This window comes from Pseudomonas sp. IT-P171 (assembly GCF_949767765.1).
In the GTDB taxonomy this organism is placed as follows: Bacteria; Pseudomonadota; Gammaproteobacteria; order Pseudomonadales; family Pseudomonadaceae; genus Aquipseudomonas; species Aquipseudomonas fluorescens_B.
In genome coordinates this window covers 114,654-137,001 of sequence record NZ_CATKQN010000009.1, presented here as the reverse complement: position 1 = coordinate 137,001, position 22,348 = coordinate 114,654, and the positions used below count along the sequence as shown (strand labels likewise).

19 protein-coding genes are annotated in these 22,348 nt (G+C 58.3%); 17 read left to right on the top strand and 2 right to left on the bottom strand.

What is annotated here, in order from left to right; translation table 11 throughout:
* Window positions 1–67: 67 nt before the first annotated feature.
* Window positions 68–349, bottom strand: coding sequence for a DUF3077 domain-containing protein (locus tag ACM6I5_RS07855; protein WP_017335958.1), 282 nt, complete (start codon window positions 347–349; stop codon window positions 68–70).
* Window positions 350–798: 449 nt separating this feature from the next.
* Between ACM6I5_RS07855 and ACM6I5_RS07850 the strand changes: the two genes are divergently transcribed.
* The 6 genes from ACM6I5_RS07850 (at window position 799) to ACM6I5_RS07825 (ending at window position 4,139) form a co-directional block, all read left to right on the top strand.
* On the top strand, window positions 799–1,116 hold the full coding sequence (locus tag ACM6I5_RS07850) for a transcriptional regulator (RefSeq protein ID WP_414883508.1): 318 nt from the start codon (window positions 799–801) through the stop codon (window positions 1,114–1,116).
* Entirely contained in the window at window positions 1,106–1,390 is a 285-nt protein-coding gene (locus ACM6I5_RS07845; protein ID WP_017335959.1) for a helix-turn-helix domain-containing protein, read from the top strand. The genes ACM6I5_RS07850 and ACM6I5_RS07845 overlap by 11 nt, the downstream gene beginning before the upstream one ends.
* Before the next feature lie 211 nt (window positions 1,391–1,601).
* Window positions 1,602–1,823 (top strand): tautomerase family protein, encoded by a 222-nt coding sequence (locus tag ACM6I5_RS07840; protein WP_017335960.1) that lies wholly within the window; start codon window positions 1,602–1,604, stop codon window positions 1,821–1,823.
* Window positions 1,820–2,476 (top strand): DsbA family oxidoreductase, encoded by a 657-nt coding sequence (locus ACM6I5_RS07835; protein ID WP_017335961.1) that lies wholly within the window; start codon window positions 1,820–1,822, stop codon window positions 2,474–2,476. The genes ACM6I5_RS07840 and ACM6I5_RS07835 overlap by 4 nt, the downstream gene beginning before the upstream one ends.
* 42 nt (window positions 2,477–2,518) lie before the next feature.
* The gene (locus ACM6I5_RS07830; protein ID WP_017335962.1) at window positions 2,519–3,229 is read left to right on the top strand and encodes an SDR family NAD(P)-dependent oxidoreductase; all 711 of its coding nucleotides are present in this window, start codon (window positions 2,519–2,521) and stop codon (window positions 3,227–3,229) included.
* Between the two features lie 67 nt (window positions 3,230–3,296).
* Window positions 3,297–4,139, top strand: coding sequence for an oxidoreductase (locus ACM6I5_RS07825; RefSeq protein WP_414883504.1), 843 nt, complete (start codon window positions 3,297–3,299; stop codon window positions 4,137–4,139).
* A 728-nt stretch (window positions 4,140–4,867) separates the two neighbouring features.
* On the opposite strand, the gene ACM6I5_RS07820 is transcribed toward ACM6I5_RS07825, so the two are convergent.
* Window positions 4,868–5,779, bottom strand: a complete 912-nt coding sequence (locus tag ACM6I5_RS07820; protein WP_414883503.1) for a hypothetical protein — start codon at window positions 5,777–5,779, stop codon at window positions 4,868–4,870.
* Between the two features lie 330 nt (window positions 5,780–6,109).
* On the opposite strand from ACM6I5_RS07820, the gene ACM6I5_RS07815 reads away from it, so the two are divergent.
* From ACM6I5_RS07815 to ACM6I5_RS07765, 11 genes are all read left to right on the top strand, one after another.
* Complete coding sequence (locus ACM6I5_RS07815) at window positions 6,110–7,549, top strand: SrfA family protein (protein WP_414883502.1); 1,440 nt, start codon at window positions 6,110–6,112, stop codon at window positions 7,547–7,549.
* A gap of 17 nt (window positions 7,550–7,566) precedes the next feature.
* On the top strand, window positions 7,567–10,644 hold the full coding sequence (locus ACM6I5_RS07810; RefSeq protein ID WP_414883501.1) for a virulence factor SrfB: 3,078 nt from the start codon (window positions 7,567–7,569) through the stop codon (window positions 10,642–10,644).
* Window positions 10,641–13,346, top strand: coding sequence for a putative virulence factor (locus ACM6I5_RS07805; protein ID WP_414883500.1), 2,706 nt, complete (start codon window positions 10,641–10,643; stop codon window positions 13,344–13,346). Before ACM6I5_RS07810 ends, ACM6I5_RS07805 begins: the two co-directional genes overlap by 4 nt.
* 4 nt (window positions 13,347–13,350) lie before the next feature.
* Window positions 13,351–14,370 carry a hypothetical protein gene (locus ACM6I5_RS07800; protein WP_414883499.1) on the top strand — a complete coding sequence of 340 codons (1,020 nt, stop codon included), beginning with the start codon at window positions 13,351–13,353 and terminating at the stop codon, window positions 14,368–14,370.
* Entirely contained in the window at window positions 14,367–16,334 is a 1,968-nt protein-coding gene (locus ACM6I5_RS07795; protein ID WP_414883498.1) for a vWA domain-containing protein, read from the top strand. Before ACM6I5_RS07800 ends, ACM6I5_RS07795 begins: the two co-directional genes overlap by 4 nt.
* A 5-nt stretch (window positions 16,335–16,339) precedes the next feature.
* Window positions 16,340–17,038, top strand: coding sequence for an ABC transporter ATP-binding protein (locus ACM6I5_RS07790; RefSeq protein ID WP_414883497.1), 699 nt, complete (start codon window positions 16,340–16,342; stop codon window positions 17,036–17,038).
* Complete coding sequence (locus ACM6I5_RS07785) at window positions 17,022–18,245, top strand: ABC transporter permease (RefSeq protein ID WP_414883496.1); 1,224 nt, start codon at window positions 17,022–17,024, stop codon at window positions 18,243–18,245. The genes ACM6I5_RS07790 and ACM6I5_RS07785 overlap by 17 nt, the downstream gene beginning before the upstream one ends.
* A 91-nt stretch (window positions 18,246–18,336) precedes the next feature.
* Complete coding sequence (locus tag ACM6I5_RS07780) at window positions 18,337–19,785, top strand: formylglycine-generating enzyme family protein (RefSeq protein WP_414883507.1); 1,449 nt, start codon at window positions 18,337–18,339, stop codon at window positions 19,783–19,785.
* 25 nt (window positions 19,786–19,810) lie between these two features.
* Window positions 19,811–20,551 carry a hypothetical protein gene (locus tag ACM6I5_RS07775; protein WP_414883495.1) on the top strand — a complete coding sequence of 247 codons (741 nt, stop codon included), beginning with the start codon at window positions 19,811–19,813 and terminating at the stop codon, window positions 20,549–20,551.
* Between the two features lie 9 nt (window positions 20,552–20,560).
* Window positions 20,561–21,064: a hypothetical protein gene (locus ACM6I5_RS07770; protein WP_414883494.1), complete on the top strand. Its 504-nt coding sequence runs from the start codon at window positions 20,561–20,563 to the stop codon at window positions 21,062–21,064.
* Between the two features lie 48 nt (window positions 21,065–21,112).
* On the top strand, window positions 21,113–22,339 hold the full coding sequence (locus ACM6I5_RS07765; RefSeq protein ID WP_414883493.1) for a vWA domain-containing protein: 1,227 nt from the start codon (window positions 21,113–21,115) through the stop codon (window positions 22,337–22,339).
* Window positions 22,340–22,348: the final 9 nt, after the last annotated feature.

Genomic DNA, 22,348 nt, shown 5'->3' with positions numbered 1-22,348 from the left:
AGCGCGCTTAAGTGAACAGCATTACGATTGATTCGGGGCTTTTTATGCGTGCGATTTAGAGACAACGTCACTGGCTGCAGTTGCTACCCGGCGCATCAAGCACCTTCGCCACATCATCAATGATTGCCTTGCTCATATCCTGTAAAAAATGCGACGCCCAGGCATGCCGGTCGGAATCGCGAATCATGGCTGCGTCTGATGCCAGCAATTTGGAGATGTGGAGCAGATCTGATGCGTGGTGAAGCGCTCGGATGATCGGGACATCCCGATTGATTCGGAATAGAGGTTGGTTGTCGTGATAGGAGAAGGGAGTCAGGCCAATGGTTTTTAGATCTTGAGGGTTGGTCATTGGGCACCTCCGTTTTTTGGGCGATGGTGGGTGGTGACCAGTGAAGCAGAAATAAATTTGAACGGATTGATACCGGGCATTAGCAATCTCCTACATTAAGTGAGCGCTACCACGTTCGTTCTCAGGCGAATGGGTGACAGCTGTGCGCAGGCTGAGAACCGGAAATGTAGGAAACCGGCAGACCCGAAGGTCTCCCACGCACAGCCGCCATAACACGGAAATGCAGGCACAAAAAAACGCCGACAATCGTGATTTGGGGCGCTCGTGCGCCTACATATTACCCGGGTTCTCAGGCCCGGTCGCTGAATTGGCAGCGACGGGTTGAAGGTAGCTTGAGGGCTGCGGATGCGCAATCGTGGCTAGGTGGTGGCGTGGGTGGAAAATTTCAGGGCAGAGATCAGACGATCGAGCATTGCTCAGCTGTACGGCAAAGCCGTACAGTCGGGCCCATTTTCACGATTATCGAAACCGAAATTTTCAAGCGTTACGCTGAATCCATTTGGGACGATGGCGAACGTCATGAATTCATTACCTGGCTGGCGGCTAACCCGTTGGCCGGCGATGTGGTTCCTGGCAGCGTTGGTATGCGCAAGGTTCGTTGGTCCCGTAGCGGCATGGGCAAACGAGGTGGTACACGTGTTAGTTACTACAACACGCTTTCTGAAGGCTCTATCTGGTTGCTTATCGCCTATACCAAGGCGAAATTCGACAATTTACCCGCAGCCTTCCTTAAGCAACTGAAGGAGGAAATCAGCAATGGTCAATGAACTGGAGCAATTCCAGCAGGACTTGCTGGACTCTGTACGTCAAATGAAAGCCGGCAAAGCGGCTCGCGTGACAGAGGTGCCGCTGTCAGCAGCTGCTGAAGCGCGTGCCAAAGTGGGTATTTCTCAAAGTGCGTTCGCTAAACTGATTGGAGTCAGTTTGCGAACGTTGCAGGATTGGGAGCAAGGGCGTCGGCAACCGACGGGTGCGGCGCAAACGCTGCTGCGTGTTGCGAGTCAGCATCCTGAGGCTTTGCGTGACCTGCAAGCAGTCTAGGACTAGGGAAAGGCCAGATTTGTTTCACGTAACCAGTCTGGCCATTTAAAGATCACTGTTCCATTTTTTCAGCGCATATCTCGAGCTAGTCATTACACCACGTAACGAATGATGTTCCCGCCCCCACCTTTATCCCCACCCCCCAAACTCCTACATTGAGCTCCAACACCTACCCATCATCCCGATGAGCAGGTCACTGGAGATCTTCCTCATGCCTTTCGTAAGCGTACGCATTACCCGCGATGGCGTTACCTCTGAGCAGAAAGCTCAGGTGATCGCTGAAATCACTGAAACACTGCAACGCGTCCTCAAGAAAGACCCGCACCTGACCCACATCGTGATCGAAGAAGTCGACACCGATAACTGGGGCTACGCCGGCATCACCACCACCCAGTACCGCAAGCAACTGGCTGAGAAGGAGGGCAAGTCGTGACTGCATCCGTCTCCATCGATTTCATTTCCGACGTGGTGTGCCCTTGGTGTGCATTGGGCGCGACGGCGTTAGAGCAGGCGATCGCGAACGTGGCCGGTGAAGTCTCGGTAGAGCTGACCTATAAGCCCTTCGAGTTGAACCCGAACATGCCGCCGGAAGGCGAGAAAGCCGTCGAGCACTTGATGCGCAAATACGGCCGCACCGCCCAAGACGTCGCCGCCGGTAAAGCCATGCAGATTGAGCGCGGCAAGGCCATCGGTTTCACCTTCGATCTGGAGAAGCGCAGCCACTTCTACAACACGTTTGATGCGCATCGGTTGCTGTTGTGGGCGTTGCAGGAAGGGCGGCAGGTTGCACTGAAAAAGATCCTGCTACGCGCTTACTTCACTGACGGCCAGAACCCGAGCGATCGCGAGACGCTGGTTCGTTTGGCAGCAGAAGCGGGACTGGATGCGGCAGCGGCTCAAGACGTGTTGGCGTCCGGCGCGTTCGCCAAAGAAGTGCGTGAACTTGAAGCGTTTTACCAGCAACACGGCATCAATTCGGTTCCGGCCATGGTGCTTAACGGTCGTCACCTGGTGTCGGGTTCACAGTCGGTCGAGTACTACGAGCAGATGTTGAGACAAATGGCGAAGGAACCCGCCGAAGCTTGATTCATTACTTTTTAAACCATTATTTATCAGTAGAGGTTCATCATGAGCAATTCGAAAAAAGTCATCGTTATCACTGGCGCCTCCCAAGGTCTCGGCGCAGGCATGGTCAAGGCATTCCGTGATCTGGATTACAAAGTTGTCGCCACTTCGCGTTCGATCAAGCCATCCACCGATCCGGACATCCTCACTGTGGCCGGCGATATCGGCAACCCGGAAGTCGCTCAGAAAGTCATCCGAGAAGCCATCGCACGTTTCGGCCGCGTCGACACCCTGATCAACAACGCCGGTATCTTCGTCGCCAAACCGTTCACCCAGTACACCGCAGAAGACTACGCCAATGTGCTGTCGGTGAACCTGAACGGCTTCTTCTACATCACCCAACTCGCCATCAACGAGATGGAAAAACAAGGCAGCGGCCACGTCGTCAACATCACCACCAGCCTGGTCGATCACGCCATCGACGGCGTGCCATCGGTACTGGCTTCGCTGACCAAAGGTGGCCTGAACGCGGCGACCAAATCCCTGGCCATCGAATACGCCAAGCGCGGCATTCGGGTGAACGCGGTTTCCCCAGGCATCATCAAAACCCCGATGCACGGCGAAGAAACCCACGCAGCACTGGGCGCTCTGCACCCGGTCGGCCACATGGGCGAAATCAGCGACATCGCGCAGGCCGTTGTGTACCTGGACAGCGCCAACTTTGTGACTGGCGAAATCCTGCACGTGGATGGTGGGCAGAGCGCCGGTCACTAAGACCTGACCTGACTGTCCGCAGCGCCGTCGATCACGATCGACGGCGTTTTCATTTGGAGAACGCACCATGAACACCCACGTCCACAAGGTTTTCCTGATTACCGGCGTCAGCTCAGGCTTCGGCCTGGCCTTTTCGCAAGCAGCGCTGGCGGCGGGGCATACGGTGGTCGGCACGGTGCGGCGCGAATCCGAACGTGCAGCGTTCGAGGCGCTGGACGCCCATCGCGCCAGGGCATTCGTGCTCGACGTCACCGATTACCCGGCAATTGATCCGTTGGTGGCCGAAATCCTGCGCAAAGTAGGCCGGATCGACGTGCTGGTGAACAACGCCGGTTATGGTCATGAGGGGATTCTCGAAGAGTCGCCGTTGGCGGAAATGCAGCGCCAGTTCGACGTTAACGTGTTTGGCGCGGTCGCGATGATCAAGGCGGTTCTACCCGGCATGCGTGAGCAACGCAGCGGGCACATCGTCAACATCACCTCCATGGCCGGCTTCATCACCTTGCCGGGCATCGCCTACTACAGCGGCAGCAAATTCGCCCTTGAAGGCGTCAGTGAAGCACTGGCCAAAGAAGTGGAAAGCCTGGGTATCCACGTGACGGCCATGGCACCGGGCTCGTTTCGTACCGAATGGGCAGGGCGCTCGATGATTCGATCGGGCCGCGCTTTTAGTGAGTACGACGCGGTGTTCGATCCGGTCCGCAAGGCGCGTGAAGAGAAGAGTGGTAAGCAGGCGGGAGATCCGCACAAGGCAGCGCAGGCATTGTTGACCCTGGTGGCGGCGGAGAAACCCCCGGTTCATTTGTTATTGGGTAAGGATGCGGTGAGGTTGGTGCGGGAGAAAATTGCGCGGCTTGAGGCGGAGATTGATGCTTGGGAGGGGCTTTCTGAGTCGACGGAGTTTGACTGACCGAACACCCTAGTCGCATAAAAGATCAAACGGCAGAAACAACAAAGCCCTCGTATTTCTACGAGGGCTTCGTTTTGTATGGTGCGGCACCAGGAGTCGAATCGAAAAATAAGTCATTGTTTTAAATATCGTTATCATTCGATAAAGTGCAGTTCTACCTCTTGGAATATCCTCAGTTTGTTCTCAGTTCTACATTTCCTGGTGTCGCCGGCGACAACACATCAATTCGCCCCTGTCCGTTCATGACGAATTTGCGCGTTGAAGCCCCTTTCGCCTCAAGGGTTGGATTCCGGGCTTCCTTTGCGTCGCTTCAAATGGGGCTATAGTCGCCTCATAAGCCTTTTTCAGCGCGTCAGCATCCTTTATCCTCTTCGGTCCTTTACGGTTTAGGCGCTAAACGGTAGTGTCAGTAGTGGCATTGCGCCGTCAACGATTCATGTGGGAGTTTGGCCATGGAAAGCCAACGTAAATCGTCCTTCCCGAAGATATATTCGATCAATCCAATAAGTGAAATTGGGTCGCCGGATGATGTTAGGCCAATTTTTGAGGGCCAGCCTTGGACGTCCCTTAGCCAACCCGGCATGTCGCCATATCCTTTATATAAGCCACGCTATAAAAATCAGATTCAGACTATCCAAGATAAAAATACAATTAGGCATTTGGATTATCACATGCTTGCTACGTCTTTTTGGTCTTCTGTGTTCTTCGGCGAAGTATCCGACGTTGAACTAGGGCTGAGCGTTTCCTTCGATCAATTGACCCCGCACCGCGACATTGCCGTGTAATGCCGAATATTTTGCCAATTGCCCCAAGCGCCGCTCCAGCTCCTGCAACAGGCGGCTGCGAGTAGTCGTCACTTCGGTTCGATTGAACAATCCAGGCTCCACCATATACAGGTTGAACCTTTGGTTGATCTCCGCCGCTGAGCAAATGCTGTAGTTCGCCCCGGCGTTGTGGTTGTAGAGCGCGACCATCGTCCCTGTCTGGCTGTCGGAGGGGCGTGCAAACAACATGCTGATGTGCTGCCCTTCGCGAATACGAACGTTACTGTCTGCGAACTGAAAGCAGGCTTCCTTGCCATCCGCCAGTTGAACCCAAAACTCGTGTTCCTGAATATTGTGGCTGCTGACATGCATCGACGATGAACTACTGCCCGTCGAGCCATAGCCGTTGATCATATAGCCGCCACCGGAGCTGTGCGAATGACTGGCACTCAGGTGAGTCTGGTTGCGTTTCTGGCTGTCCAGTACCTGACCGCTGACGACAAAGAAGCACAGTTGGCGGTCGTAATGGTTGAACGGCTCATCGATGAAGTTCGGGTCTTCGGCCGATAGGCTGACGTCGTACATGGTGCGGATCATTTCGTCGCGCGCAGCCTTGTCGTGCTTGGCGCGCTCTTTGATCTCGGCGCGGCGGACTTTGGCGTCGTCGATGGCCTTGAGTGCCTGAGCCTTGAGGATTGGGGTCCGTTCGCTGGCGTAGGCGGCTGCTTTCTCGCTCGCCTCCTTGAGTGCCGGCGCAGCCTTATGGCCGGCCTCAACCGCCATTTCCTTGGCTTTGCTCAACGCCTGTGCTGCCTTGGCAGCCAGTTCGGGGTTGGCGTCGGTGGCTTTCTTTTTCAGGTCATCCCAGAGACTCATTCTCTATCCTCTCAACGCGTCATCAATGAACACGCCACGCACCGCGGGGCGTTGCAGAGTTTACAGCTAGTTTGGGAGCGAAATGCTATCAACTGCTAGAGCAAGAATGCCGGAAATAGTTGCGTGAACTTCGCGCAATTTCACCTCAAACCGCCGGAAAATTACTGAGCTCACCCGTTTTGTGCACGCTGTCATCAAGCAATGTCAATTAGCCACCCATTTAAATTGACGGCCCCTCCGCTTTGCCGTTAGTGTTGCTGCAAATTTCGGGTACCTGTCTAGATAGAGGGTGCCCGATGCTTATTGGAAGATCGAAAAGGTAGGGCAAGGATGCGCGGAGTATTGCTACGCAGTGGCAAAAGTGAACAATTCACCGCGCTGGGCGAAACGGGTCAACCGGTTTACCGCGCTGCACTTCAGCTTCGCGAAGCAATTCGGCGAAAAAATCCCGACCATCCCGAACTGGTCGAGCACCTTGCTATTCCCAAAACCGATGAGCTTGGTAGCAACATCGATTGGTACAGCGAGCGTCCCGGTGACGTTATTCCCTGGAGCAGCGCCACCGAAGAAGAGCGAGAGCCTGCACGCGCGCAACTGGAAGTGCTGCAGCGTAAAATTGCAGACCTAAGCAATGAGCTACTCGGCCTGGATGCCAATGGACAGCTAGTGCTAGGGCGCAAGCCGGGTGCGCAAGGCGACCGAACGGTGTTCGGCAAACTGCTAACCTGTGTGGTGCCTTTCCCCGACGAAAACTACGTTTACCTGGTTGATGGCAAACCGGTCCTGACCTTCTGGGGCTTCATTCATGCTGGCGCCGAACGCAGCCGCCAGCCCCTGCATTGCCTTTACCCAAACACCGCAAAAGCCGCCGATCCTGTTGCTCCCAAGCCAGTAGCCCCTTTGGCCCTACCACCTGCGGCTGTGCCAGTGGCCAATGAAGTCGTTAAGCGCTCTTGGTGGCGGCATTTGTTTTGGCTGCTGCCCTTGCTGCTGTTACTGGCGTTTTTGCTGTTTGGTCTGCGCGGTTGCTGGCCAGGCTTGGGTTTTGGCGGTTTGCCGCAGGTTGATTTATCCAACCAGGGCGCGCCCACTCATGGTCTGACAACGACTAATCGTGCACCTACTGTCGATCAAGGGGCTGTGGTCGGCAATGGCACAGGCGTGAACCCACCTGAAGGTGGCGCTGTAGCGGCTGGCCAGAACCTGCCCGGCGCACCTGAGGCCGGCTCAGCCGCAGCGCCGCCAGGCGGCGCACCTGAGGCCAGTACTGCACCAGCATCAGAATCACAGTCTGAAGCTGCACCCGCGTCATTGCCTGGCAATCAAGAACCCGCCCAGATACCCGCCGAGCAGACACCACCCGCTCCGCCCGAGCTGCCTGCTGACGGCCCGCAACAGCCGAGCGATGTGGTCATTCCCGCCGATGCAGGCAACGGCGCGGCTGATTTCCTCAACGGCAACTGGAACGGTGCCGGCCTCCAGGAAGTGGGTTCCGCCAAGCCACTGCGACTCAAATACGACATTCACAATGGCAAAGGCCAAGCCACCGTCAGCCGCTCCGATGGGGTGCGCTGCAGCGCACCTGTAGCGGCCACGATGAACGCCGGCACGCTGTCGATCAATAGCGAAGGTCAAGCATCCTGCGCCGACGGCAGCAGCTATGAAATCCCCCAAGTGAATTGCAAACCAGGCGCTCAGAACATCACCAATTGCGCCGGTAACTACGGTGCCAAAGACTTCCAGATGCTGATGAAGCAAGCCGGCCAATAACACGAGAAGCACAGAACATGTTGCCTGAAATCACGCAGTTCGAAGATACGGTCACGCTGATCAGCGATACCGGTATTCAGTTCATGGACTTCGCCCTGCGCCTAGGGCCCGACGAGCAGGCCGGCAAGTTCGTGCAGCTCAACAACGGTATGGTTCCGACCCGACTATTGTGGTCCAAAGAGTACAAAGACTTCTACGAGCCCGAACCCGAGAAAGTGGTTCAAGTCGAGTTCGACTCCAGCGAGGAAAACCACTTCCGTCTGAGCATGGAAGAGAGCCTGAAGCTATTCGACGGGGTCTGGCTGCCGATTCCGTTCCTGCGCTTCATGCCGCCCTACCGTTACGACGAAGGGCCGAACAACTGGTCGCGGATGCGCCTGATCAAACTGCCCGAGGCTGATGTCGACGGCAATACGCACCGCCTCACCTTGGCCTTCGACTGCCGCATTATGGCCACAGTCGTGGGTGCGGCCTATCTGGCGCCAAGCAAAGAAGACGTGCGCTCAGGCGTCGCCTTCAAGCTGGCCTGCAGTGCACGCGAGTATGGCTGGTTCCTGACCAATGGCTGGGTCCGTGAATGGCTGGCCGAATTGTACACCGAAGCCCGTGTGGAATGGACCCGCGAACGCCTGGACAGAGACCTTCAAGGTAATCGCCATCTGGGCCATTACCTTAACCTGTTGAGCCTGTTGCGCCGCCCTGTCCCTGCCGAGCAGAGCACTGAAAAGCCCAAGGTAGAGATCCCAGAAATCAAAGTGGTCGCCAACGAAGCGCATGGCGTCGTGCAACCAATTCCTGTTGACCTGGTGCTGGATGTCGGCAACTCGCGCACCTGCGGCATCCTCATTGAGGACCATGGTCAATCCGGCTCTGGTATGCGCAATAACTATGTACTTGAGCTGCGCGACCTCAGCGAGCCAGACCAGATCTACAACCAGGCTTTTGAAAGCCGGGTCGAATTCGCCGTGGCCGACTTCGGCAAAGATCATTTTTCGACCAAGAGTGGCCGTCACGACGCCTTTCAGTGGCCGACACTTGCCCGCGTGGGGGGTGAAGCCGGACGCCTTGCCGGCCGCCGCCGTGGCACCGAGGGTTCGACCGGTCTGTCCAGCCCGAAACGCTACCTGTGGGATGAGAACGCCTACGGCCACGGCTGGCGTTTCAACACCACCTATCAGAAAGTCAGCGATGAGCCCGAAGCGATTGCCGCGCCGTTCTCGGAGCTGATCAACGACCTTGGCCAGGCACTGTATCTGCCACCGAAAAACGACATGCTGGTGTTCAACTCACGCTACTCGCGCAGTAGCCTGATGACCTTCATGCTGGCCGAGGTCGTGACCCAGGCCCTGGCGCAGATCAACAGCCCGGCGCAACGTTCGCGCCAGGGCCACGCTCGCGTGCCACGCTTGCTCAACAGTATCACCCTGACAGTACCGCCAGGCATGCCCCAGGCCGAGCGCAGCATTCTCAGCAACCGCGTGTTCGAAGCCGTCGGCCTTGTGTGGAAAAGCCTTGGCTGGCATGCAGGGGAAAGCAACCCGTTCAAGAACAAGACCGTCCAACCGCGCACGCCGCTGCCAAGCATTCGCGTCGAGTGGGACGAGGCCAGCTGTGGCCAGTTGGTTTACCTCTACAACGAGGTCAGCGAGAACTTCGCCGGTCACCCGGAAGAGTTTTTCTCGGCGCTGGCACGTCCAGACAAGACCGAGACTGAACAGATCACCCTGGCCACCATCGATATCGGCGGCGGTACCACTGATCTGGTGATCACCGACTACCGCCTGGACCGTGGCGCCAATGGCGGTAACGGCGCCAACGCGCATATCGTGCCCGATCAGCGCTTTCGCGATGGTTTCAAGATTGCCGGCGACGATATCCTCCTGGATGTGATCCAGGAATTCATCCTGCCCTCTTTCAAGCGCGCCCTGCAGGATGCCGGGGTGTACGCACCTGACGCGCTGATGTCACGCCTTTGCGGCAATGGCGATGCCAGCGCCCCGGAACGTATCCTGCGCCAGCAGCTCAACCTCCAGGTCTTCGTGCCGCTGGGCCTGGCGCTGCTCAAGGCCTATGAGCAGTATGACCCCGAGACGCCACAGCCGGTTGTCGAACAGAGCTGGCAGCAACTGCTGGGCAAGGCACAGGTCAACGACGGGGTGCTGGAGTTCGTCAACGCTGCCGTACGCCGCGAGGTGGGTCGCGAAGGCACACTGCATCTACTGAGTACAACGTTGGCTCTGGACCTTGAATTGGTCCACAGCGCGTTTATCGGCGGCCAGATCAACGTCACCAAGATTCTCGCCGAACTGTGCGAGGTCATCAGCCATTACTCCTGCGATGCCTTGCTGCTGACCGGGCGTCCTTCGCGCTTGCCGGGCGTCCAGGCCTTCATTCGTCAACGCTTGCCGCTGCCGCCAGGTCGTATTCTGCCATTACAGAACTACCGCACTGGTGGCTGGTATCCGTTTCACAAAAATGGCCTGATTGATGATCCGAAAAGTACCGCCTCGGTCGGTGCCATGATCTGCCTGCTGTGCGCCAAGCACAGTGTGCCGAACTTCTATTTCCGCAGCGCTGCGCTCAAGCCGTATTCGACCATCAAGCACTTCGGCCAGATCGACCATGCCGGCGTCATCAAGCAGGGCGACGTGCTCTATCACAACCTGACTTCCGACAAAGGCCGCATAGAGCTGCCTATCGTTGGCGAGGGCGAAGAGCGTGGCACCCCTTGGTTGGAGATGCGTGGCGACTTGCATCTGGGCTACCGCCAACTGGCGGCCGAACGCTGGTCTGCGTCGCCGCTCTACACCTTGCGCTTCACGTCTCAGGGCAAACGAAACTTCTCCAATGCCATCGGCAAGAACGGTGAAGTACCGGTATTGCGCATTCGCCTGGCGGTCGATGAGCCATCGGAATTACTGCTCGAGCAAGGACTGATCAGCGACAAGCTGATTATTTCCGATCTGAAATCGAACATTCAGGACGCCGACTTCGACTTCGAACGGGATCTTGAGCTTTCACTCAACACCATGCCGACCGGCAACTTGAGTGACAGTGACTATTGGCTCGACAGCGGGAACGTCAAAGGAAAATGAGCAACCTAACGCCAAAGCAGCAACAACTGATGGGCGCTTGGGGCGCCGTTCACCAAGGCGCGGAGCAAGCGCTGACGTGGATTGACCAGGTGCGTGGCAACGCCGCCAGCGTCGAGGCCGAGGCCGATGGCCTGAGCCTGCGCCTGCACCAGGCGCGCAACCGCGCAAAGGACCTGCAACGTGCGGCGGCAACCCCGATGGTAATCGGCTTTTTCGGCCTGTCCCAGGCGGGCAAGTCGTACCTGATTTCCGCCTTGGCCGCCGATGGCCGTGGCCGCCTGGAAACCGATTTCGGTGGCAAGACCCTCGACTTCATCGAGCATGTCAACCCGACCGGTCTAGGTAAGGAAGCCACGGGCCTGGTCACCCGTTTCAGCCGCTGGGCGCAGCCAAGCCCTGACGCCAATTTCCCGGTTGAGCTGAAGCTGTTCAGCGAAATCGAAGTGGCGAAAATACTCGCCAATGCCTGGTTTGAAGATTTTGATCAGGAGAAGCTCGACTACTCCTTCACTGACGAACGCATCCAGGCGGTGCTCAAAGACTTCGAAGGGCGCGAGGCCGAAAACTTACAGCCTGGCGTCAACGCCGATGACGTGGTCGCCCTGTGGGACTACCTCAAAGGCAACTATGAGAAATCGGTGCGCAAGCTGGCTGAACAGTACTGGCCGCGGGTGATGAAACTCGCCCCGCGCCTGAACTACCGCCAGCGTGCCAAGTTGTTCTCGATTCTGTGGGGCGAGCAAGATCGCCTGACCGAAGTCTATGAGCAGTTGGTGGGCAGCCTGCAAAAAATGGGCTACCCGGACACCGTGTTTGCCCCGTTGAGCGTGTTGGTCAAAGACGACAACGGCGTCTACACGCAGGCCAACAGCATCATGAACGTGGACATTCTGGGGCGCTTGGGCACCGGACGCGATCAGGCAGTCAATGTGCTGCCGGTACGCGATGGCAAGCCACAAGCCAGCATCGGCCTGACCATCGCCCAGTTGGCGGCGCTGACTGCTGAAATGACCTTCCGTTTGAGCAACCAGCCCAAGGATCCTGTGGTTGAACAGGTCGACCTGCTCGACTTCCCCGGCTATCGCACCCGCCAGAAGCTGCTGCGTATCGAAGATGCCGCAGACCCGAATGCCAGTGAAGAGATCAACCCAGTCTCGACCCTGATTCTGCGTGGCAAGGTGGCCTATCTGTTCGAACGCTACACCGACTCGCAGCAAATGAATGCCCTGGTGCTGTGCACCAGCTCGTTCAAGCAGAGCGAAGTGGTCAGTGTCGGCCCCGTGCTGACTCGCTGGATTCACAAGACCCAAGGTGCGACGCCCAAAGAGCGTGGCCAGCGGGCTCCGGGCCTGATCTGGGCCTTGACCATGCTCGACGGTTTCATCAGCAACACCCTCGGCCTGAGCGAGGGACAGTTGCCTGAAGGCTGCGAGAACATGATGAAACTGACCATGATCGAACGCTTCGGCAGCCAGGAGTGGATGAAAGACTGGTCGGGCGTTCCGTTCAACAACACCTACTTGGTGCGCAAGCCTCGCCTGGACACCGCGTTTATCGAGCGCGACACGAGCAACGGCGAAGAGAGCGAATTCACCGGGCGGCATGTCTCGCGCCTGGGGCAGTTGCAGCAATGCTTCACCGCCAGCCCTTCGGTCATGCGCCATGTGAATGACCCACAGGATGCCTGGCAAGCAATGCTTGAACTCAACGATGGCGGCATCAGTCGCTTCAGCCGCAGCTTCAAGGGCGTGGCCAACATCGATTTCAAGCTGACTCGCATCGAAGAGCAACTGCAGCAGTGTCGCACCGACCTGCTAGAACATGGCCTGCATCTCTGGCGAGAAGAAGACTTCGAAAAGGTGCTGGATAAAAAGCGCCAGAAAGTCCAGTACCTGCTTGATCATTTGGGGGCCGACCCGGATGTCATCAGCGAACTGATCCATGCCCTGCAATTGCCGGTAGAAGCGCTACGCGAGCTTTACTTGGGCGGTGTCTACGACATCGAGGGCCTGGACGTCGACGGCGAGGCTGAATCTGAGCAGAGCGCCAAGGCACCGGCCAACAAGGCGCCGGCAATCAAGTTCGGCAATTTGTTCGCCAGCTCGCCGGCCGAACCTGTTAGCGCGCCGAAACCCCTGATCCAGCGGCTGAACGCTGAGCAGCGATTTGCGCGTGCCGCGCTCAAGGCCTGGATCAAACATATGCGTGATCTGGGTACTCGCACCCTGTTGCTCAACAGCCTGCGCCTGAGCAATGACGTGGTTGAGGCTCTCACTGAGGAGCTGATCAGCGCGGTGCGCAGCAAGACGTTCATGGCGCAACTGGACCAGACCGTGACGCGCCGCGCGCAAGCCGGTATACGTCGCGACCAGACCGTGCAGCGTCAGGTGTTGGCCGTGCAGCTGGTGATGCGTGACTTCCTCTCCTGGTTCGGCATGCTTGCCAAGCCCGTTGCCGAGCGTCCCAACAGCTTGCTGGGCAGTTGCGAACCCCTGTTCAGCTTCTACAGCTGCGTGCAGCCGGGCGAACTGCCGATTTTGCCCAAGCAGCCTTCGCATCAAGAGCAACGCTTTCATTTGGATTGGCTGTCTGGCCTGGCCTGGCTTACTCAGGAAAACGCCAAAAGTGGCGCCGACCCGGAAATCACCACTGAACAGCGACGCCAACTGGCCGTCCTGTTGAACACATTCGAAGCGAGTTGATTGCATGGGTATCAAAGTTGATGTGCTGCCGTTGAGCGAAAACACCCCAGGGCAGGGGTGGTTGCGAATCAGTGGCTGGACAGGCGCCAGCGAAGGTTTGGAGTATTCGCTGCAAAGCAGTCAGTCTCGTGACTTTCTGCACCCAGGCAAGCAGTGGAGCAATGTCGCCCACTGGTTTGAACTGTCACTGGTGCTGGCCGAAGGCGCAGACGCCCTCCAGGCACATATCGGCCCAGAGCTGATTGACCCCCTGCTGGCAGCCAGCGGCAGTGCCAACTTCCGCATCACCCTGAACAACCCAGGGCAGGGCCAGAGTGAGGCCTCCATGGTGCGTTTGGACAAGCGACTGCTGACGTCGATCGCCTTGACTGGCGTAAAAACGTCAGAGCCAACACCGCCTGCGGCACCGCAAACAGTGCAGCTACCTGAACCGGCACCAGTTATCGAAGCGCCAGCGCAGGCCGCCCAAGCACCGGCGACTCCAGATCCGGCTCCAGCTCCGGTTGTTGAACCTGCTACTGCCTCGGCAAAGAAAAATCGCTGGCTGCTGCCACTGTTGTTGATCGTGTTGCTGGCGCTTGGCGCCGGTATCTGGTGGTTTATGCAGCAACCGAAACCCGCAGTGGTCGAGGAACCCGCTCCGCCCACCACTCCGCAACCGACGCCTACCGACCAGACGCAGCCTTGCACGCTTGAAAGCATGCAGAGCCAGGATCAGTTGGCCTTCGTCCAGAGCTGCCTGCAAAAAGCGCCGGACAGCGCTTCGCTGCTGGAAGTGATCAACGTGGCTAAGGCCAACAAGCATTGCGAAGTCGCCCAGCGTCTTTACGCCAACCGCGCGCAAAATGGTGACATCCAGATCGCCACCGCCTATGCCCACGAGTATGACCCCAAGTTCCATCAGGCGAGCGAGTGTTTCAAGGAGCCGGAGGTGGCAACAGCAGCCTACTGGTACGAAACCATTCTTGGTTTTGAGCCAACCAACGCGGACGCCAAACAACGCTTCGAGGAGCTCAATCAATGAGCCTGCAACTACGCGCCCTTGGCGCCGCTCTGCTGGCCCTGAGCCTGAGCCCGGTGCTACAGGCGGCTGATCAGCCATTGCTGCAAGCGGGCAAGAAGACCTTGTTCCAGCGGGTGCTGACCACGCCCACCTGCAAGTTGGGCAATGCTGCTGGCGATGCTGCAGGTACCGCCCAACCAGCCTTCAGTCGCTTCTATGTGTACGAGCGCAGCACCGCCGGTGCGCAGGAGTGGCTGCGGGTGGGTCCTGACACCCAGGGCAAGAGCATCGGCTGGCTGCCGGGGGATTGCACTGTCGAATGGAAAATGCAGCTGACCCTGGCGTTCACTAACCCGGCCAACCGTGACCGGATGCTGTTTTTCAAGGAGCGCAGCCAACTCGAAGGCATTCTTGATGCCCCGGACCCTGTCAGCCGTGTCGCCCCCTTGCGTGCGCAGCTAAAAAAGGGGGTTGATGCGCACGGCGTGCTGGCTCAAGAGCCGGAATATTTTGTCGATCTGCAAAAAAACTTCTACCTGCTGCCCGTGCTCAGCGGTGAAGAGGTGTTGACCGAAGAAGGCTTCCGTACGCGCATTCTCAACGTCGCCTCGGTGAGCAAGGCCGATGCTGCCAGCACTGCCGCTAACAATGTGCCGGGTGCCAATGCCGCCGCGGCCAAGACGCAGATGAAAGCCTTCAGTGCGGCGGTGGTCTTCGTCATCGACTCGACCATTTCCATGGACCCTTACATCAACCGCACTCGCGAAGCGATCAAGCGGGTGTATGCACAGATCGAAAAGGAAAACCTCGGCAAGCAGGTCAAGTTCGGCCTGGTCGCCTACCGCTCCAGCACCAAGGCGGTACCCAGGCTTGAGTACGTCAGCAAGATGTACGCCGACCCCAACACGGTCAAAGACGGTGCCGACTTCATGTCCAAGGTGGCCGACCTCAAGCAGGCCAAGGTCTCCAGCAGCACCTTCGATGAAGATGCCTATGCGGGCGTGATGCACGCCGTGGACAAGGTCGACTGGAGCCAGTTTGGTGCGCGTTATGTGGTGCTGATCACCGACGCCGGGGCCATTGACGGCACTGAAAAACTGTCGGGCACCGGTCTGGGTGCAGAGCAAGTGAAGATCGAAGCCAGCACCCCTGGTATCGCGCTCTACACCTTGCACCTGAAGACCCCGAGCGGCATGAAGAACCACAGCGCCGCCGAAGCCCAATATCGCACCCTGTCCACTTACCCAGGCACTAGCACCTCGCTCTACTACCCGGTCAACGCCGGTGATGTAGCAGCCTTCGGGCGTAAGGTCGATGCTCTGGCGGCGGCCATCACCCAGCAGGTCAAATCGGCCTATCTGGGTGAAGACGCCATTGGCAGCGCCAGCAATGCCAAGGCCGATCCGGCCGAGCAGAAGATGCTCGAAGATGCCGCGCTGATTGGCCATGCCATGCAACTGGCCTACCTGGGCAAGACCACCGGCACCCAGGCGCCACCGGTGTTTCAGGCGTGGATCAGCGACCGTGACCTGATCAAGCAGAACCTGCCGACCACTGATGTGCGGGTCTTGTTGACCAAGGCCCAGCTCAGTGACCTTAGCGATGTGCTCAAGCAAATTGTCGACGCAGCCAACGAAGGCATGATTTCGCCAAGTGAGATGTTTACCCGTCTACGTTCGGTCGCCGCGACCATGGGCGCCGACCCGAACCAGCTCAAGCAAGGGGCGACGACCCGTGTTGCCGACCTTGGCATGTTGGGTGAGTACTTGGATGGCCTGCCGTATCAGAGTGAAGTGCTCAACCTGGATGAAGAAACCTGGAAAGGCCTGGATGGTCTGGCCCAGGAGAAATTCATCCGCAATCTGAACACCAAGCTGCGCCACTACCAGCGTTACAACGCTGATGTCGATCGCTGGGTGTCCCTGGCCCCCGGCAGTGACAGTCGCGACAACGTCTACCCCGTTCCGCTTGAAATGATGCCCTGAGACCTATGCTCGACATCAAAGGACTACTGGTAGAGCGCGGACACGGACCTCAGTCGCACAAAGTGCGACTTGAGACGTTGCAATTGCAGCAGGGCGAAATTTACGCGATCACCGGCGAAAGCGGCTGTGGCAAGAGCACCTTGCTTGAAGCCATTGGCCTGCTGCTGGCCCCGCAATCGCTGGAGCGTTATCAGTTAGGCCCAGAGGCGCTCGATGTCGCGCGCTTGCTGGCTCAAGACCAGCATCCGGCTCTGGCCGCCGTGCGTTCGCGGCAGTTGGGCTTCGTCTTGCAAAATGGCGGCCTGCTGCCGTTTCTCAACGTGCGCGACAATATTCGTCTGCCCCGGCGCCTGCTCGGGCTTAGCAGTCGCAGCGATGCGGTGGACATGGCCATCGATGCATTGCGCCTTGGTCCTTTGCTCGACAAGCTGCCCCAAGCCCTGTCCATCGGTGAGCGTCAGCGGGTTGCCTGCGTGCGGGCGATTGCCCATGAACCTCGCCTGCTGCTGGCCGATGAGCCCACCGCAGCGCTCGATCCGCACAATGCCCGACGCTTGTTTGAACTGCTGCTCAAACTGGTCAGTGAGCTGGGCTTGAGCGCGCTGGTGGTTTCTCACGATTGGGCGTTGATCGATGATTTCGGCCTGCCGCGCCTGGGTGCTGTCAGCGGGGAAGGAGAAACGCGTTTTGAACCCTTGGTATAAGCGTTTGGGCCTGCTTTCCCAGCTGTCTTTGGCCGACCTCTGGCACGATCGAAAGGTGACGCTGTGCATGGCCGCCTCACTGGTCGCGGTGATCGCACCGCTGTTGCTGCTGTTCGGACTCAAGCATGGAGTGGTCAGCCAACTGCAAGAAGAACTGCTCAGCGATCCGCGCAATCTTGAGATCAAGATGCTCAGCAGCGGCCACTACGACAGTCAGTGGATGGACAGCTTGCGGTTGCAGCCGCAGGTGGCTTTCGCCATCGGCCAGACCCGCTCCCTGAATACCCAGGGCGACCTGCTGGGTGAACGGGGGCGCTTCGCCGACAACGTCGAAATCATTCCAACCCAGGCTAACGATCCTTTGCTCAAGTCGTCCTTGAGCGCACTTCAGAGTGACCAGGTGATTCTCAGCGCCCGCGCCGCCGAGCGCCTTGGCGCCAGTGCCGGTGATAGCGTCCGTTTACGCGTCGCCCGGCGTATGGACGATATCAATGAGCGCGGCGAGCGAACGCTGCAAGTGCGCGCAGTGCTGGAACCCACGCGCTTTGCCCGCCCGGCGGCGTTTGTCAGTCCTGAACTGCTGCTTGAGCTTGAGTACTACCGTGACGGCTACCAGATCGCCGGTCTGGGCAGTGTCACCGGCAAACCAATGGACGGCGTGAAAGTCGGTTATGCCCGCGCCCGGATCTATGCCCGCGACATCGATAGCGTCGAGCCGCTGGAGCGCTGGCTCAACGCGCAACGTATTGAGACCAGCAGTCGACTGGCCGAGATCGATAGCGTCAAAGCCATTAACCATGTGTTGGGGCTGATTTTCGGGGTCATTGCTGGTGCCGCTCTGATCGGCTGTATTGCCTCGCTGGTGGGCGCATTTCTGGCCAACATCGACCGTAAGCGGCGCAACCTGGCGGTGCTGCGCCTGCTGGGTTTCAGCAGTAGCGCGGTGGCGAGCTACGTGGTGCTGCAAGCCTTACTGCTGAGCGCCGTCGGCTACCTCGGCGGATTGGGCAGTTACTTTGCCGGCAGCCTATTGTTCGACTACCTGCTGGGCAGTAGTCAGGCCACCGGCACGTTCATTTGTCACATCACTTTCTGGCATGGTCTGGTGGCCTTGCTTCTAACCTTCTTGGTCGCAGCTCTGGTCGCCTTGATCGGTGCCCTGCGAGCGATAAGAATCCAACCTGCGGAGAGTTTGCGTGAGCTTTAAAGCCTGCTGCCGTCTTCTGTTTGTGCCTCTGAGTTTCGGTTACCTGCTTAACGCTTCAGCAGCGGCCTGGGAAGAGAAGCACTACAACCCGATGCCTGACGCCGATGACGTTGTGCTGCCGATGCCCTGCGAAGGCGCCATGGTGTTTCGCAAGGTGCTGATCCCTCTCGACGGCCCTCTGGATGACTTCCCGATCAACATCGGCCAGGACAGTGCTGAATGGGGCTATGTAGAGCAGACTCGACCGGCCTTTATCGCCGGTAGTTTCACCAGCGCCAAAGGTGAAAAATCTCGCTACTACCTGATGGCCAAGTACGAGATGACGCAACTGCAGTATCAAGCCTTGATGGACGAGACCTGTCCCGCGCCGTCGAACAAGCTGCGCTTGCCAGTTGCCTCGCTGAGCTGGCTGGATGCGTTGCAAGCCGCTGACAAGTACAACCGTTGGCTGCGCGCCAACGCCGCCGCCAAGCTGCCTAGTGAAGATGGCGCCCAAGGCTTCTTGCGCCTGCCCACCGAAACCGAGTGGGAGTTTGCTGCCCGGGGCGGCTTGTATGTGAACACTGCCGAATTTCGTGATGGCCGCTACCCGATGCCCGAGGGCCTGAATGCCTACGAATGGTTCGCCGGTGCGCAATCGGCCAACGGTAAGTTGCAATTGAGTGGCTTGCTCAAGCCAAACCCCTTGGGCCTGCACGACATGCTCGGTAACGTCAGCGAAATGATGTTCGAACCCTTCCGTCTGAACAAACTCGACCGTCAGCATGGTCAGGCTGGCGGCTACGTTGTACGTGGCGGTAACTACCTGACCGCCGAGGGCCAGTTGCACACAGCCCTGCGCCAGGAAGAGCCTTACTACAGCGCCGAGGGGCCGGTAACCAAGAAAACCAACGGTATGCGCTTGGTGCTGGTGTCGCCGACCCTGACCTCTCGTGAACGCGTGCGCAGTATCGAAAAAAGCTGGAGCAAGCTGGGCAGTGATCAGCCTTCAGGTGATCCGAAAGAAAAAGGCACCGTCAAAGCCCTCGAAGATCTGGCCTCCAATGTCCAAGACCAAGGCCTGAAGGATCAACTTAAGACCGTTGAAAACCAGCTGCGGGCAAGCAACCAGCAACAGCAGGAAGCCCGTGACCAGGCGATCCGCGCCAGCCTCAATCTGGGCGCCTTCCTCTGCACCAAAATGCTCGATGACGGCCAGTACCTGGACTTCTTGCAGAAGAACTACGCCGCCAACTGCAAGGCGGGTGAGGAAGACCCTACCTGCGGCCTGCGCAAAACCAAGCTGGACGAACAAAGCGCCCGTTTGCACAAGCTCAGCCGTTACTACGCCAGTTCATTGGTGGACTCCGGCTCGCTGTATGGCCAGTCGCAGCTTCAGGCTCAGGTGCCGGTGCTTGAAAGCGTCCTCACCGCCAACAAAAATCTTTCGGAACTGACGCCTTACCTGCGTACCCACTGGGCCAACCAGTCGGCGTTCCTGAAAACCCAGAAAATCGACATCAACGCCTGGCTTAACAGCTGCAAGGCCGTTATTCACTGATTAACCGTGAACAAGGAAAGCTAACGTGAACACAATCAAGCCAGGTATTTCTCGGATCTGGGTCACCCTGATGATGGCCGTCAGCCTGGTGCTGAGTGGCTGCGCCAGCACGGGATCCTCGCTACCGGATTTCACTACGACAGGCACCGCTGACCCGCGGTTGACCTCCAGTGACGACGCCAAATTCTTCAGCGCCTCGGGGTTCCAGGCCTGCACAGTAGGTGCTGCCACGGGCATCCTGGCTTGCGTGCTGTCCAACTCGGGGAACAAGGCTGCCTGTGCAGCCGTCGCCGGTGTAGCCGCTTGCGGTGTGGCCATGGGTGCCAACTATTACCTGGATGACCGTCGCGCCAAATACTCCAACACCACACAGCGCCTGAATGCGATGACCGCTGATGTTCAGCAGGAAACCGCCAAGGTAGCCACACGGACCAGCACACTGAAGCGGGTCATCGAAGACGACAAACAGCAGATCGCGAGCATCCAGCAAGGCATCAAGGCCAAGACGGTCGACAAAGCCAAGGCCCAAAAAGATATCGCGACTATCGACAAGAACATCGCCCTGATGCGCAAAGACGTGAGCAACATGAAAGCCCGCGTTACCGAATTTGAGAATGTCGCCAAACTTGAGCGCGAAGGCGGATCCAGCCAGGCGGAAGTGCAGAAGGTCGAGGCTGAGATTTACAAAATGAACACTAAGGTTGCGTCGCTGCAGCAAGAGGTCGACGGCCTCTACAACCAGCGTTCGGCAATTACTCTGGGCTGAGGATAATCCATGTTCCTACGAATCGGCTTCTGCGCAGTGCTGCTAGGGTCCCTGGCAGGCTGTGCAACCACTGCGTCGCAGTGCAATGCGTCCGACAGCAGCGCCAGCCTCATCGCCAAGCTCAACTGCGATTACGGCGGTGGCTATGCCGAGCAAGTGCGAAACAGCGAGCAGGATTTGGTTGCTGCCCGTGAGCAAAATCGCCAGTTCAACCAGGTGTATGACGAGCTCAGCGCGCTGCAAGTATCGACCCGCCAGGACCTGGCCACGCAACAGCGTCAGCAAGCCAGTCTGGAGAAGTCGCTCAATGGTTTGCTGACCAACCTCAAGGCCCAGCACGCCAACAAAAGTGACGTGCAACAACAGGTCGCCAGCCTCGAACAACAGCTCAAGACCACCAAGAGTGCACCGGCAAAAAACGCCAGCAGTGCCCAGGTTGAAGCCCGCAAGCAAGAGCTTAAAGCCCTGCAACAACAGGTCAGCCGCCTGCAGTTGAGCCTGGGTTACGAGTAAGCCCCCCTCTCGGCAGCTTCGGTTGCCGAATTCTTTCAGGATTACATCATGCAGCGGGTTATCCGTGATGCCACGCCGACGCGATCGGACCTGACCGGTCTGGTAGAAACTGTCGCGATCATCACCAAGCACTTTCCACCCAGCATTGCCCAGCTATACGCCATCCCGCGTGACGGCTCCAATGGCGCGCGCGAGTGGTGGACCGAGCTAACTGGCCAGCCACAGCCGTTTCGCGAGCTCAATGCCGAGCAGCAAGCAAGCGTATTGAATGGCTACGAACAGCGACAGGACGCCATCCGTCAATTGGCCGCTGAGCTGCAACAACGGGGGCAAACTCATGACGCCTCAGCCTTGCAGCGCCTGATCGGCCCTCCAGATCTGGATACCCTGTACAGCGTCAATGGCCATCCTTTGCTGGTGCGTTGGGGCGAGCCTTTCACCGCAGCAACATCCGTACCCGCGCCGATACCAGTAGCCAAGGTTCGCCGCCGATGGATCTGGTTGCCGTGGCTCCTGTTGCCGCTGCTGGCGTTACTGGCACTTCTGGCAGCACTGTGGTTTGGCTGGCCTTACCTGCAGCGTTGGTTCGACACTGAACCTGCAAAGCCCTTTGCCTGCAGCAAGGACCCAAAGATGCAACCACCAGAACTGTCCGTGGTGCTCGATACTTCCGGCTCAATGCAGCTGAGTGTCGATGCCACGCTGGAGGACGAGCAGTGGTTCTTCGAGAACCAGAAAAACCCGACCGCAGACCCTGTGCGCATGGCCAAAATCACTCACGGCCCGCTGCGTATGGAAGTGGCCAAACACTCCCTGACGCAAATGGTCAACGACCTGCACCCCGCCATCGATATGCGCATCGTGACGTTCGACGGATGCCGCGCACCGGTCGACCACGGGGAGTTCAACCTGGCCCAGCGACCGGCATTGATCCAGGGCATTCAGGGCCTGGTTGCCGACGATGGCACAGCACTGAGCGCCAGCCTGGAAACCGCCGCCAGTACCATGAACGGCCGTGACCGAGATGGCGTGATCGTGATGTTCGTCGACGGTGCCGACGGCTGCGGACGCAATGTTTGCGAGGTGGCACAGCGCATCGCCCAAGAGCAGCCGCGATTGAAGGTCAACCTGATCAACATCAGTAACAACAGCCTGGCGGACTGCATCGCCGACAGCACCGGTGGCCAGGTCTATTCGGCGAACAATGCGTCGCAGTTGGCCGTAGCGCTTGAGCAGGCCAGTCAGGATGTATCCGCCAATGCCAACTGCAATTAGAGAAGCACA

What these genes read in the sequence shown, in the direction of transcription:
- ACM6I5_RS07765 (WP_414883493.1), top strand. Translation starts at nt 21,113, where the DNA reads ATGCAGCGGGTTATCCGTGATGCCACGCCGACGCGATCGGACCTGACC.
- ACM6I5_RS07825 (WP_414883504.1), top strand. Translation starts at nt 3,297, where the DNA reads ATGAACACCCACGTCCACAAGGTTTTCCTGATTACCGGCGTCAGCTCA.
- ACM6I5_RS07770 (WP_414883494.1), top strand. Translation starts at nt 20,561, where the DNA reads ATGTTCCTACGAATCGGCTTCTGCGCAGTGCTGCTAGGGTCCCTGGCA.
- ACM6I5_RS07855 (WP_017335958.1), bottom strand. Translation starts at nt 349, where the DNA reads ATGACCAACCCTCAAGATCTAAAAACCATTGGCCTGACTCCCTTCTCC.
- ACM6I5_RS07820 (WP_414883503.1), bottom strand. Translation starts at nt 5,779, where the DNA reads ATGAGTCTCTGGGATGACCTGAAAAAGAAAGCCACCGACGCCAACCCC.
- ACM6I5_RS07805 (WP_414883500.1), top strand. Translation starts at nt 10,641, where the DNA reads ATGAGCAACCTAACGCCAAAGCAGCAACAACTGATGGGCGCTTGGGGC.
- ACM6I5_RS07845 (WP_017335959.1), top strand. Translation starts at nt 1,106, where the DNA reads ATGGTCAATGAACTGGAGCAATTCCAGCAGGACTTGCTGGACTCTGTA.
- ACM6I5_RS07840 (WP_017335960.1), top strand. Translation starts at nt 1,602, where the DNA reads ATGCCTTTCGTAAGCGTACGCATTACCCGCGATGGCGTTACCTCTGAG.
- ACM6I5_RS07795 (WP_414883498.1), top strand. Translation starts at nt 14,367, where the DNA reads ATGAGCCTGCAACTACGCGCCCTTGGCGCCGCTCTGCTGGCCCTGAGC.
- ACM6I5_RS07800 (WP_414883499.1), top strand. Translation starts at nt 13,351, where the DNA reads ATGGGTATCAAAGTTGATGTGCTGCCGTTGAGCGAAAACACCCCAGGG.
- ACM6I5_RS07810 (WP_414883501.1), top strand. Translation starts at nt 7,567, where the DNA reads ATGTTGCCTGAAATCACGCAGTTCGAAGATACGGTCACGCTGATCAGC.
- ACM6I5_RS07830 (WP_017335962.1), top strand. Translation starts at nt 2,519, where the DNA reads ATGAGCAATTCGAAAAAAGTCATCGTTATCACTGGCGCCTCCCAAGGT.
- ACM6I5_RS07780 (WP_414883507.1), top strand. Translation starts at nt 18,337, where the DNA reads ATGCCTGACGCCGATGACGTTGTGCTGCCGATGCCCTGCGAAGGCGCC.
- ACM6I5_RS07815 (WP_414883502.1), top strand. Translation starts at nt 6,110, where the DNA reads ATGCGCGGAGTATTGCTACGCAGTGGCAAAAGTGAACAATTCACCGCG.
- ACM6I5_RS07790 (WP_414883497.1), top strand. Translation starts at nt 16,340, where the DNA reads ATGCTCGACATCAAAGGACTACTGGTAGAGCGCGGACACGGACCTCAG.